Raw genomic sequence first — 12,882 nt, 5'->3', positions numbered from 1 at the left:
ACGTGTGAGGCGGGTCGCCGTCGATACACCTATTTAGATGCTTGGAGACAGCGCCTACGATATCCTCGACTGGCACGACCACCTGCTAGCCACAGGGGTCGTGCCAATCGCTCCGTACAACCCGCGAAACACTGACGACCCACTAGACATCGAATACAGGGTTGAAGACCGCATCACCGTACACAGCGAGGACGTGCAGCTGAAACAATCTATCTTGGACGAGACGTACAACAACCGTCACACAGGCGTTGAACGAACCAACGACACAGTCAAAGACTGCGGCCTCGGGTACATCCGCGCCCGAGGCCGCGTCCACGCACGGACAGAAGTGTTCGTTGCGCTCTGCCTACGACTCGTTGTTGCAATCACCAACTATGAGCGAGGAAATGATCCGGGCTGTGAGAAGCTATGAGATGGATTCTATGACAGGCTCCTATAAGCATTCTTAGTTGGTACATCCTGTTCGAGCGGTAAAAAGTGGAATCAATCCATGTTACGAGAGTCGCCTGCTCTAATTATTGTTAGACTGATAAAAACCTAATCTTGCATTGCGGAGGTCGGTTCCGATTGGGTCGTTTCATGGGGTCGGGGCCAGATGAAAGATCCGATAATCGCTGCAGCGAAGCCAACTGGCGGCGCGACCAGACGAACCGTTACGATATCTGTGAACCCAAAAGCGACCCAGATGATAGTGGTAACCGGTCCTGCGATGAAAGCAGCGAGAACTCCTTGCTTGGAGAGATTATCTCCCCAGAAGAACAGGAGTGTGAACGCTGGGCCGAATGCCGAAAAGAGCCCTGTAGCCGAATAACTGACTAGCGTATAAACTAGGCTTTCGGTGAAGTAGGCAATACCGAGACCCACCATCCCAACAGCCAGAGTCCCGAGTCGAGAGATGCGAATCTGGACTTTCTCGCTAAAGTCTTCTCCTTTGTTAATAACTTTCGTATAGATATCATGTGCTGCCGCTGAACTGGCAACAATTAGCTGTGAGTCCGCAGTCGACATCATCGCAGCGAGTGCACCCGCAAGCAAAATCCCACTGACAATGTCTGGTGTATGTTCTGTAATCATGAACGGAAGGACCATCTCTCTGTTACCCTCAAAGGCTGCGGGAGCGCCATGGAGCGTTCGAGCCAGAAGGCCCAACAGAATCGCCCCAATCGAGGTAAGAACTCCCCAAACGGTTGATACGAGGATACCCACCCGGCGGTCGGATTCGCTACGAAGTGCCATAAATCTTGCATCAAGATGAGGGAACCCTCCTAGGGTACCGAAGAACCAACTGAGATTAGCCCCGAGCAGGAGAAGCGCAGCACCACCAGTGGCGCCGCCGAACCAAGATGCTCTTCCTCCGCCGGATGCCTCGAGAGATCTCATAATAGCGAGCGAGGGATCGGTAATCACCTGTACCAACAGCATCCCAGGAAGAACGATGAGGGTAAACACCATCAACAACGCCTGCATGGCGTCAGTCCAAACGACCGCCAAGAAACCCCCAGCGATTGAATACAGGATAATGAGGACTGCTACGACAACTAGTCCGACTGTTGGACTAACCCCGAAGACGTCTTGGAATATCGTTCCACCAGCCAGGAATTGCGAGCCAACGTATCCCATGAAGAAAATAAACGTTACCAACGCAGTTAGGCTACGGATAGTGTCCTGGTCTCCGGGAAGCTTCTCCGCAATCAGGCCGACAGGGGTAACAGCTCCAGTTTCCTTCCGACCCTCCATAAAGGGCCGCGAGAACACGATCCACTGGAAGATAGCACCACCAGCTGCACCAACAATCACCCACACCGATGATAGTCCAGTCGCCCACGCAAGCCCAGGTAGTCCGAGAAGGAGCCAACCCGACATGTCGGAACTTCGTTCGGAGAGGGCCAATGCCCATCCCGGTAGCTTTTCGCCACCGAGGAAAAAGTCCGATTCTGACTCTATGTGCTTTGATCCCCAGTACCCTAGAATCGCGACTAATATCAAATATCCGATTAGTCCTGCGGCCACGTTGCTGTCAAAGCTTGTCATGCTTGCAAACCACAAGCGCTTTTTCTAATCCATCTGTCTTATAATTAACGCTAAATATTAGTTTATGTGTATAGGAAATAGGGGCTCCGTCTGATTAAGTCAGTTTGAGAAGTGAGTAGATCGCACGAAACAGGAGAAGAGATAAGATTTGAGAGTGGTGCGTTCAGATTAGAGGTTTGAACTGCCGTCGCCACCATCGACGGGGATTGAAACGCCGTTCACATAGCTGGAACGGGGAGAGGACAAGAAGGCAACAACTTCTCCAAGTTCTCGAGGTTGACCAATCCGACCCATTGGATTATCCGAACCTCGTTCCTCTAGTCCGGACTGCACGGATTCATACTCGCCGCGTTCGACACCCTGTTCAACGAGATTTCGGATTCGTTCAGTCTCGTGGGGTGCTGGAAGAACCGCGTTTGCTCGCACCTCCGGTGCAAGTTCCTTTGAAAGGGTCTTTTCAAGTCCGATAACACTCATCCGGACGGAATTAGAGAGAACTAACGAATCGATTGCCTCCTTTACACTCCGCGATGTAATATTCACGATGGTTCCATACTCACTCTCTTTGAGCGGGTCAACACACTCCTTGACAAGCCGAACAACACTCATGACGAGAAGATCGTATGCCTCATACCAGTCTTTCTCCGTCGTCTCGAGGAACGAGCCACTTGGCGGACCTCCTACATTCGTAACCAAGTGATCCAATTGGCCAAACTCTTCCAAGGTTTGATCGACAAGATTCTCTATATCCTCGGCGTTCGTCAGATCACCAGAAACCCCGATGACCTCGCCTTCTCCCAGTTTATCTAACTCCTCAACAGCTTCCTCAAGCCGTCCACTATCCCGACCGTTGACCACGACATTTGCATCTTCTTCAGCGAAGATCTCGGCCGAAGCTTTACCGAGTCCGCTACTTGAAGCTGTGACTAACGCTACATTACCAGATAGCTGGAATCCCATTGCGTCTCCAAGGCTGTCACCGAGACACATAGTATTAACGCCATCGCAGGGAACTCCCGCGTCAGCCGTTCTAAAGAATACAGCGAGAGTTCCATGGGTTACCCGACCCGTGGTCGTTTACGTCTGTGTCCCTCTGGATTGTAGAAATGAACCGCTAGGCGGAAGACGCCTCAACAAGGCCAGTCGGGCGGTATACGTTAAATGCGATGGAATGGACCGGAAAGAACGACTCCGTAGTAACGCTTGGGTCGTGAACCGACCCAGAAGCAACCCCTCGGTGATCTGAATAGCGAGTATCCTGGTTTCGAGCCTGCCTCACGGATTACTACAGGAGATCGCTCCCCGGGTTACTCCGAGACATCTATTGCATACTTTTGCAGAGCGTCTTCGTCAACTTCGACGCCGAGCCCTGGCCCTTCGGGCACCTCGATCACACCGCTGTCGGCCTTGAGAGGTTCTTTGAGGATCGACCCGTCCACTTGAACGAGTTCCGTGAACTCGCTCGCAAGAGGATGTTCGCGCATTGACGCGGCGAAGTGGATCTTGGCAACTGCAGATACTCCTGGTTCGAGTTCAGTGCCAACCATGTTGGCAATTCCCAATGCTCCAGCTGCGGCCTCAATCTTCTTGCCGCGATGGAGCCCACAGGTTTTGGCAATTTTGAGATTGACGGAGTCGACGGCGTCGTAGTCGTACAGCTGCACCACGTCACCTCTGGTCCAGACGCTTTCGTCGGCCATCACCGGGACGGAGCTGTTCTTACGGATATGTGCGAGTCCTGTAACGTCGTCTGTGGGTACGGGCTGTTCGACGTGCTGGAGGTGGCAGTCTTCCACCGCTCGCAATATGCGGATCGTTTCCGTCGCGGTCCAAGCCGCGTTGGGATCAAGGCGTAGCGGCACGTCATCGCCGAGTGCGTCACGTGTCGCATGGATGCGACGGATGTCCAAGTCTGGGTTGTCGGAACCCTTGATCTTGACAACCTTGATCCCGTCTTCCAAAATGTCGGTTGCCTCGTTGGCCATCGCCTTTGGCGTGTCTAGTCCGATCTCAGCAGCCACTCTGACCCTGTCGCGGAACTTGCCACCGAGCAACGTGTATGCCGGCACGTCAAGGATCTTCCCGACCAAGTCGTGTAACGCCAGGTCAATCCCTTCCTTCACGCAGGTTATGCGCCCGAGGCGTTCGTCAACTATAGTAGAATCTGGAAGTCTTTGTAGTGACATCCATCGTAGATTGGCGAGCTTGGTCGGTTCTAGAGGATCTGGTGAGAAATGTGAGTAGGCACTTCTGGAGACTACTATAGCTTCAGGACACGGCCGATGTTAGTGGGGTCCTCACCGAGAATCGCTGGCGCGGCATAGTTCCGTATTGTTGAGTCAACGGACTCGATAGTTTCGCCGTAGAATTCCGGCTCCCAGGCGCAGGCTTCTCCGACGCCCACGTGGCCAGAGTCGGTGTGTAGCTTAACGAGGACAGCGTTAGAACGTGTGAATTCGGTGTAGGAGTCGGCGAACCCGTCGACAGGGATGCCGTACGGTACGGTTTCAACGCGAGTTATCTCCATGGAACGTGAATCACTGGTATCGTGGTATAAAGGGAGGGGGTGTCATGGGCTGGAGCGACTTCTTGACCGACTAACTTAGAAGGTAGCATGTTTTGAGAAGGGGAGTTGAATCACCCAGCGTGAGAGGGTAAAATAGCTAAATCCATGATTTGATCAGGATCCGGTGGTATAAGAAAGAATGGAGGGTAAATTCTGAGGTGTATGAGTTCAGCGACTCTGCAAGATGATTTGGGTAAAACCGTTCTTCAATGCCGTGGAGACAGAGGTAATAGCGTGTTTCGATTGCCTCTCCTTCGAGTATTTCGACGAATTTGGCGTGTTCTTGCCATCGGAGATGAGGGATGACAAGAGTACGCACTGCCAGGGCTGATTCGTGGCTTCCCTCACTGCTACTACCGGAACCTCTACGACATTAACCTCGTTGAGTGAGCGCTTCGAAACGTAGTTTCTGGCTCAGATGTGGCATCAATCGACCGCCGTCGGGAGACGCGGTCGATTGCTTCCTCACCGTGCTTGAACAAATCGTTGACGACGTCTCTTACAACCTCGTCTAGCAGGCTACCAGCTTCGGTTTGGTCGACCGGACTTGCTGCATCGGTCTAACCGATGTGAAACCGATGCGCATCGATCAAGTATCGAAGTGTTACGACCCAACAGCTGAGCACTACCACTACGTCCGTACCCTCGTCTCGACCGGGTCTAAGACCATAATTGTATCTGAATGGACTGAGATTAAGCAAGCGCCAAAGGAACGGCGGTGTGAGTCACGCGTGACGACCTCCCGTTTCACAACCGATCTGGATCGTCGGTGACAGCGACTACGACACGCTCGACTGGTACGACCGCCTGCTGGCTGCAGGGCTCGTGCCTCTCGCGCCGTACAACGTGCGAAAACACCGACGACTCGCTCGATATCGAGTACAGGGATGAAGACTGCATCGAGCAACACAGCGCAGACGTACAGCTAAAGAAATCTATACTGGACAAGACGCATAATCGCCTTACAGGAGTTGAACGAAGTAAGGATTCAGTGAAGGATTGTGGCTTCGGACGTACCCCATGCTCGAGGCCATGTCCACGCACGAGTGCAATTGTCGTTGTCGCTATCACTAACTACGAACGCGGAGACAATCCGGGAAGCACCTTATCAAAGTATGACAAGAGTTCTATGATATCCTCTTTTGAATTATTCAAATCATTCGATTGGATACCCCTCCAAATCAGCTGGTATCGATCTCAGACCGTTCAAACTGTAGTTCCGTGTCGTATCCCTCAGCACGAAGTTGTTCATCGGCGGATTCGACACTATTGGTTCCGGAAACTATACGAGCCAGTGATGACCGATTCGCGACAGCCGTAGTATCCAAATAGAAGGTGATCGTGCTTGCAGGAGTGAGCTCAACTGTTCGCTTCCCTCCTCTAATAGGGTGCGTACCGACCTCTCCTTGACTAACACGCAATGGAAGCCGGCTCGCATCGGTTGGTACCCTCTCGATAATTCGTTCAAGTTCAGCACCAACATCTGGTGTTAATCCCCAAGCCCCCAACAGTCCACTGTCAGCAGCAATCGCACCAATGTTCCGATCCAACTCAGACACTGTGAGTTCGCCATCACTCCCGTACCCGAACATACCGATACATGTTGGAACCTGAATTTCTGACAGGGCAGCCAAGCAGATTCCGTCAGCTAGTGGGCTCACAATCCCCGGTTCAGTTCCCGTTGCCAGAACGTCTCCACCAGAGTCGATTCCAACTATCAAATCAATATCGAGCTTTTCGCATGCAGTTTCCAGTCCAGAACGGAACCCTTCCATCCCGCCAGTAATATCGAGAAACGCGACGTCACGTTGAAGCGTGGATGCGACGGTGGATTCCGCGAATTGCACACCGTCATTGGTCTGTGTATCTCCTGAACCCAATCCAACCGCTTCACTCACTCGGTTGATTTCTGTGAGCTCGTCAAGAGAACGTGGACCTGGTTGCGGGTCAGCAACGCTTCGTTCCCATGTTAATCCGCCAATGATTGTATCAACATCGTGCTCCTCCAGGAACCGCATAGTTGGGATGGTTCCCACTACGTCACCACCGCCACCAATTCCAAATATCAACGCCCGTGTACAGTCGTAGACCTCCTCAATCGTATCCATATTGGATATCCTTAAACGGAGATACAAGTCTCTTCTTGATTTCCACAACAGTAGACACCCATTAAGAAAAAGTGCCTATGCATTTAGTCTCGCTTGGGAGAGGATACATTCCAATTGACCGTGGTTGCTGATCCGCTACGCTGTAGATTCCAGATTCGGATCTGCGACTTCCTTCGAAATGGACGCAGTGGCTGATTCAATTAAGGGTGGAATAGCAGCCACATTCGTTACGGTATTTTACCGAACTCCCAATCTATATTATCCCTCGTATACACGGTCGGTTTGTGCAACCGAGAGACTTTGATAACGAACTGACGTACCTCACACATAAACAAAACGGCGAAGAAGAGGCATTTCACGAGGCGTACGATGAAGCTGTGGAATCTGTCCGAGAGGAACTGGGACAGTCGCATGGGCTGCAGATTGAGGGAGAGGCTGTCGACACTGACAGCACTTTTACAGTCACCAGCCCCGGCAATCAGGACCTTGAAATTGGTGAATTCGCAGCTGGAACTGAACAAGACGTAGATGCTGCTGTGCGAGCTGCCAAAGAGAAATTCCCAGACTGGGAAGCTCTTGATACCAGTGCACGCGTTGAGATCTTCCAGGATGCTGCGGATATAATGCGCGACCGGAAGTATGAACTCGCTGCCACCGTCTCCCTAGAAAATGGAAAGAACCGAACTGAAGCAATGGCTGACGTCGATGAAGCGATTGACTTCCTTGATTTCTATAGCAGCGAATTCGAGCGTTCGAATGGATACGAATTCGACACTGGCGAACCTACTCCGGGCCAACATACGAAAAACCTCCTCCGCCCGTACGGTGTTTTCGGAGTGATTTCGCCATTCAATTTCCCGATGGCATTGGTTGCCGGCATGACTAGCGGTGCGCTGGTGGCTGGCAACACGGTTGTCGTAAAACCGGCGAGCACAACCCCGCTGGTTGCGCACAAGTACGTAGATATTCTCCACCAAGCTGGCCTCCCGGAAGGTGTGCTCAACCTTGTAATGGGTGGTGGCAGTGATGTTGGTCAACCGCTCGTCGAACACGAAGATGTGAGTGGGATCGCGTTTACTGGCTCACGGAAGGTCGGCCTGAATATTCAGGAGACCTTCATGGAGCTTGGAAAGCGTGGCCCGGTTATTGCTGAACTGGGCGGCAAGAACCCAGTCATTGTTAGCAATACTGCTGATATTGATAAGGCAGTCGAGGGCGTTAAGAAGGGTGCCTTCTCCTTCAGCGGTCAGAAATGTTCAGCTACCTCGCGTGTGTACGTACACGAGGATGTTATAGACGAATTCACTGACCAGCTGGTTTCGGAAGCGGAGGAACTCACTATTGGGCGCGCTTCGGAACGGGACACGTTTGTTTCACCCCTCATCGACGATAGCGCGTTAGAGTATTACCAAGAAATCACAGAGGAGGCCCGCAGCGACGGGACTATTCGAACGGGAGGCAACGTTGTATCCGATGGGGAACTATCTCAGGGTCGGTTTGTTGAGCCTACAGTTGTTACAGATATCCCCCATGAACACAAACTTGCGCGGGAAGAACACTTCCTCCCGTTCGTCACGATTCATCCGATTTCTGATTTCGACGAGGGAATCAGTAAATCGAACGATAGTGAGTATGGGCTCTGTGCTGGCCTCTTCTCCGAAGACGAGGAAGAGATTGACCAGTGGTTCAATGAGATCGAGTCGGGAATGACTTATGTCAACCGAAACCAGAGTGCAACAACTGGGGCGCTCGTTCAGGCTCAGCCCTTTGGTGGCTGGAAATTCTCTGGTACGACTGGAAAGTTCGCTGGTGGATACTGGTACGTCCAGCAATTCATGCGCGAACAGAGCCGCACTCGCGTCGAATAAATACGCTCGCGCGGTAACACCTCTCTAAGCACCATAATCTCTTTCGCAGTATCGCGATGGGGGATCGAATTTTGTATCTTTCCTAAATCCCGAGTCCTCAATTTATTCTCACCGAAAACTATTCGTATCCCATGGGCGTGCCACTAGATATGAAGATCCTGGACCGATATTCGGCGACCGAACCTGCTAGCGAAGAGCCATTATCCGACTGTAAAAAGTGTGGAACCGAGCTGAATAGAGATCAAGGTTTCTTGGGTTGTCCTAAATGTGGGTGGGCTCCAAGACACGGTTCAGACTGAGCAACTAACTCAATCAAACCCCACATTTTCCGCACAACAGATGCGTGAATAAAGTGGTTGACCCCTCAATTGCGACGCAATCTTGACTGGCGAAAACACGAATATCGAAATCTAGCCACCCACGACTCTCGATTGTTCCTTCCCGGACATCAGTAATCCGATCACTTACGGCATTGTCTGAACGCTGACTCTAGTTCAACGCAAACACACTTCTCCAAGTTGACATCCTCCTTCGCGTAAACGCGGAGGAATCCCGAGCGGTGGGAGTTTCAGGTTCGCAACCATGGACGCCGCCACTTCACGGGAGTCCGCATCTAACCCAGCCATCGTGGATGGTGGCTGACCGGCAGTGCCAAACCGACGTTACTCCTCTCCTCCATCATGTTTGGATTCTCCGTGTTGTTTTTGCCACGGAGAGTCCCCCAGATTTCGACGGACTCGGAGGCATCGTTGGGCTCGCTCAAGCCGACGGACACAACGACGAACCCTTCGAGGATTCGCGTTCACCACGTCGGCGTTTTGGATACTGTCGTCCGAGAGACGCTGTCTCTCGCGATCACGAAAATCGGGGATTTTCGAACGACCTCGTTACGAGGGCGAACAGGCCGCCTCCGAGGGTCGTTCGGAATCCGCTCCGTTCCGACCGGACCTTACCGCTATGTAGCGATTCTGGTCGCTTTAACGTATGGATTGGAAACTCGACTACGCAAATTGTCGATAGAATGCTCCACTAAGTGACGGCGCGTATCCACGGCCTAAACGCCGTGGGATTGCGCCGATTCAGCCTATAATGGAGCTAATTCGGTCGCAGTTCAATCGATGACAGTGCCTTCTTCGAGGTGGACTCCGCGATCGAACCGATCAGCCGTGAGCTTTGAGATGTCGATTAGAGATGGTGAGCCATCCATAATGACCTCCGATACGAGTTGGCCGGCGGCCGGCGACTGCATGAATCCATGTCCCGAAAATCCGGCAGCAACAACAAATCCGGGGGTAACCTCTTCGATAATCGGGTGATGGTCTGGAGTTACCGAATAGAGTCCACCCCATCCTTCTTTAACAACCGTTTCTGGGCCGAAATACCCCGCCACATCCGAAAGTTCTTCAATCACTTTCGCAGACCAATCTAACGTGACCTGCTTAGAATACGCATCTGGATTCTGGTCAGGATCTGAATCATCGAAATGACCTCCGCAAACAACGGCTCCATTTCGTTCAGGCCGGAAATGGACACCACGATCTTGGTCGATCGTAAATGGTACTGTTTCGTCAACAGCTGTGTCTGGCTGAGCGACCATTAAGTGTCGGAGCTTTGGTGAAATTGGGAGGTCTACACCCACGAACTCCGCCACACGTGGTGCCCACGGACCAGCTGCATCGACGACATAATCTGCTTCAATGATTTCGTCAGCGGTCTTGACACCAGACACCTGCCCAGTAGAGTCTTGCTGAATATCGATTGCCTCAGTCTTTGTTCGGATATCAACGCCTGCTTCGTCTGCAGCCTTTGAGAATCCCTGTAAAGCAAGATGGGGGTCAGCGACCCCGTCAGTCCCTAAGTATGACGCAGCCACATAATTATCCGAATTTAGTCCCGGACACAACTCGGCCGCTTCTTCGGCCTCTAAGAACTCGCTGTCCACACCAACCTCATTCTGTCTCTTGACGTTTTCTTCCAGTTGTGCAGCTGTCTCTTCATTCCGGGCTAAGAACATGTACCCTGGTTTCCGATAGGCGATGTCGGTTTCGAACTCGTCTTCAAATGATTCCCAGACCTCAATGCTTTCCTTAGAGAGTTTTGCACTGACCGGAGATGAAAACTGGGCTCGAATTCCCCCATTTGCCCGGTCAGTACTCCCGCTTCCAAGAGTCCCCTTCTCCAGAAGGATGACTTTCGCCCCCTTTTGGCGAAGATAGTACGCCGATGCAATTCCGATTATACCGCCGCCTATGACTACGACTTGCACACTCCTCATCTGGAACTACTAGGCTAAAAGTATTTGTGCAGGCTAGTTCTACGGGCACGTTATTCAAGTTCACCTCGTCTGCAGGTGGAGACTTGATCCAGTAATCCATATTTGGCAAGGTTCGGGAGACTTGTTCGAGACTGGTTCTCGAAGATTTAATGGACTACTTGATGCTCAACTAGCCTATAGCTGCATTCCCTTATCATAGAGTATCTATCTGATCCAAACTATTATGACCCTTCTGGGTGTCATCTCAATTGTTGTCCATGGAAGCGACTACTATCGAAGAGGCAGTGACGTACGAGCCTGAAGAGGGATGGCAGCGGAAATCACTTGCAGAAAGTGACCAGTTCTCGTTTGAGTGGTTCGAAAAACCACCAGGGCACTCATCTCCAATGCATGACCATGAGAATGAGCAAGTCTGTGTCGTACTCAAGGGTGAGTTGACGATATACACGGAGGACGACGAGGTAACTCTCACGGAGCATGATGCCGCTCACCTTGAAGCGTGGGAAGAACACAGGGTTGAGAACACCGGCGATGAGTTAGCGATTGGCCTCGATGTTTTCGCACCTGGCCGTAGCTTCGACTTCTGGACTGACCGGGAGTAATCCTCCGTTTGAAATTTATCCGAACGAGATGTTATAGTGACTTTTCAAGACGTGTCGGCTCTCGGCTGTCACTACTTATTTAATTCCAGCACAATCAAGCCGTTCCTCACACAATATTGAGGACGGAAAATCGATGAGGTTCCGCTCTACTGGGAAAGTCCAGCCACGTCCATGGCTGCCTGTACACCGTCGCCATTGTGAACGATGCTTGAGACTGCCTCTGTCATTGCTTCTGGGTCATCGTGCTGGAAGACAGAGCGACCCATTGAGACACCTGCTGCACCAGCATCAATTGCACCCCGAACATTTTGGAGCATGTGGCGATCTGATTGCGGATCTCCTCCGGCCATAATGACTGGAATATCTACTGCATCGGCAACGCTTTGGTACGATTCTGCATCTCCTGAGTACGCAGTTTTCGCGATATTTGCCCCCATCTCTTCAGCAATCCGAACTGCGTGCGCCAGATTCTTTTCGTCGTGTTCATCGACACCAGGACCCCGTGCATAGGTCATTGCCAGCACTGGCATACCATACTCCTGGGCCTCCTTCGTGACCTTTGCTAAATCTTCTAACTGACGTGGCTCATGATCACTCCCAATATTGAGGTGCAGGGAAACGGCATCTGCACCGGCACGAACAGCCTCCAAGACGCTTCCAGTCATCCTCTTATCATTCGAATCAGGGCCCATGGTGGTAGACGCATTCAAGTGAACCACGTACCCCTTCCCATTCTTATTCGGGTGGACACGGCTGGCGAGGCCTTTCTGCGTCAGTACGCTATCAGCGCCACCCCGTGTTACTGCATCAATTGTCGATTCAATATCCTCCAAGCCCTTCGTTGCGCCGATGGTGATCCCATGATCCATGGGGATATTCACCATTCGTCCGTCCGTTGCGATCCGGTCCATTCGTGCTTTGACGCCCGATTTCATATATCTATAGCAGGGCAACTACTTCATAATTCATTTGCATCCGGTATTCATTACCAACTTCATTATCACAGGATTGTTTCCTGTTGAAAACTATCAGGCAGTGGTTCAACACGCAAGACTTCAAACCAAAGAGACGGCTGCACAACGCAAGACTTCACTACTCTCACAATCGCGGTTTCCCTTCCGCCCTTCCTCAAGTCTGGTATTTCCAGCACCAATTCAAGACCACCAACCCAGAGGCGACACCCTGAAGAATCATTTTTACATGTGTCTACAGGGGAACAGACCGCGTGCCTCGGGGATTGACCCCATGGCCGTTCACCGGATAATTCAAGTCACCTCGTAATAATACCTAAATTGGAGCAACACATGAAGGTACTTGTCACTGTCAAGGAGGTCGCTACTGTCGAGGACGACTTCGAGATTTCCGGCACGGAAATCGAGAGCCGGTATCTCGACTACGACCTCAACGAGTGGGACGACTACGCCGTCGAGGA

General features: G+C 51.8%; 9 protein-coding genes and 3 pseudogenes. 5 read left to right on the top strand and 7 right to left on the bottom strand.

Annotated elements, in window-relative coordinates; all coding sequences use genetic code 11:
- Positions 1-412: pseudogene (locus LPA46_RS18355) on the top strand (transposase); the annotation flags it as partial.
- A gap of 125 nt (positions 413-537) precedes the next feature.
- Here LPA46_RS18355 and LPA46_RS18350 read toward each other — a convergent pair.
- The 4 genes from LPA46_RS18350 to LPA46_RS18335 all read right to left on the bottom strand — a co-directional run bounded on the left by LPA46_RS18350 (position 538) and on the right by LPA46_RS18335 (position 4,558).
- Complete coding sequence (locus tag LPA46_RS18350) at positions 538-2,031, bottom strand: sodium/proline symporter (protein WP_230893757.1); 1,494 nt, start codon at positions 2,029-2,031, stop codon at positions 538-540.
- Between the two features lie 168 nt (positions 2,032-2,199).
- The gene (locus LPA46_RS18345) at positions 2,200-2,991 is read right to left on the bottom strand and encodes an SDR family oxidoreductase (protein WP_230893758.1); all 792 of its coding nucleotides are present in this window, start codon (positions 2,989-2,991) and stop codon (positions 2,200-2,202) included.
- Positions 2,992-3,338: 347 nt separating this feature from the next.
- Positions 3,339-4,154 (bottom strand): mandelate racemase/muconate lactonizing enzyme family protein, encoded by an 816-nt coding sequence (locus tag LPA46_RS18340; protein ID WP_230893756.1) that lies wholly within the window; start codon positions 4,152-4,154, stop codon positions 3,339-3,341.
- Positions 4,155-4,291: 137 nt separating this feature from the next.
- A complete protein-coding gene (locus LPA46_RS18335; RefSeq protein WP_230893755.1) occupies positions 4,292-4,558 on the bottom strand; it encodes a hypothetical protein in 267 nt (88 codons plus the stop codon).
- 201 nt (positions 4,559-4,759) lie between these two features.
- Between LPA46_RS18335 and LPA46_RS18330 the strand changes: the two are divergent.
- A pseudogene (locus LPA46_RS18330) lies at positions 4,760-5,714 on the top strand (IS5/IS1182 family transposase); the annotation flags it as partial.
- Between the two features lie 64 nt (positions 5,715-5,778).
- Here LPA46_RS18330 and LPA46_RS18325 read toward each other — a convergent pair.
- Positions 5,779-6,705 (bottom strand): DUF1152 domain-containing protein, encoded by a 927-nt coding sequence (locus tag LPA46_RS18325; protein WP_230893754.1) that lies wholly within the window; start codon positions 6,703-6,705, stop codon positions 5,779-5,781.
- Positions 6,706-6,989: 284 nt separating this feature from the next.
- On the opposite strand from LPA46_RS18325, the gene LPA46_RS18320 reads away from it, so the two are divergent.
- Positions 6,990-8,573, top strand: a complete 1,584-nt coding sequence (locus LPA46_RS18320) for an aldehyde dehydrogenase family protein (RefSeq protein ID WP_230893753.1) — start codon at positions 6,990-6,992, stop codon at positions 8,571-8,573.
- A 1,111-nt stretch (positions 8,574-9,684) separates the two neighbouring features.
- On the opposite strand, the gene LPA46_RS18315 is transcribed toward LPA46_RS18320, so the two are convergent.
- A complete protein-coding gene (locus LPA46_RS18315) occupies positions 9,685-10,839 on the bottom strand; it encodes an NAD(P)/FAD-dependent oxidoreductase (RefSeq protein WP_230893752.1) in 1,155 nt (384 codons plus the stop codon).
- Between the two features lie 266 nt (positions 10,840-11,105).
- On the opposite strand from LPA46_RS18315, the gene LPA46_RS18310 reads away from it, so the two are divergent.
- On the top strand, positions 11,106-11,450 hold the full coding sequence (locus LPA46_RS18310) for a cupin domain-containing protein (RefSeq protein ID WP_230893751.1): 345 nt from the start codon (positions 11,106-11,108) through the stop codon (positions 11,448-11,450).
- A gap of 146 nt (positions 11,451-11,596) precedes the next feature.
- Here LPA46_RS18310 and LPA46_RS18305 read toward each other — a convergent pair whose 3' ends face one another.
- Entirely contained in the window at positions 11,597-12,385 is a 789-nt protein-coding gene (locus LPA46_RS18305) for a 2-amino-3,7-dideoxy-D-threo-hept-6-ulosonate synthase (RefSeq protein WP_230893750.1), read from the bottom strand.
- A 369-nt stretch (positions 12,386-12,754) separates the two neighbouring features.
- On the opposite strand from LPA46_RS18305, the pseudogene LPA46_RS18300 reads away from it, so the two are divergent.
- Positions 12,755-12,882 (top strand): annotated as a pseudogene (locus tag LPA46_RS18300) (electron transfer flavoprotein subunit beta/FixA family protein); the annotation flags it as partial.

The organism is Halobacterium sp. KA-6 (assembly GCF_021029015.1).
GTDB lineage: Archaea > Halobacteriota > Halobacteria > Halobacteriales > Halobacteriaceae > Halobacterium.
This window is presented reverse-complemented; position numbering and strand designations above follow the sequence as displayed.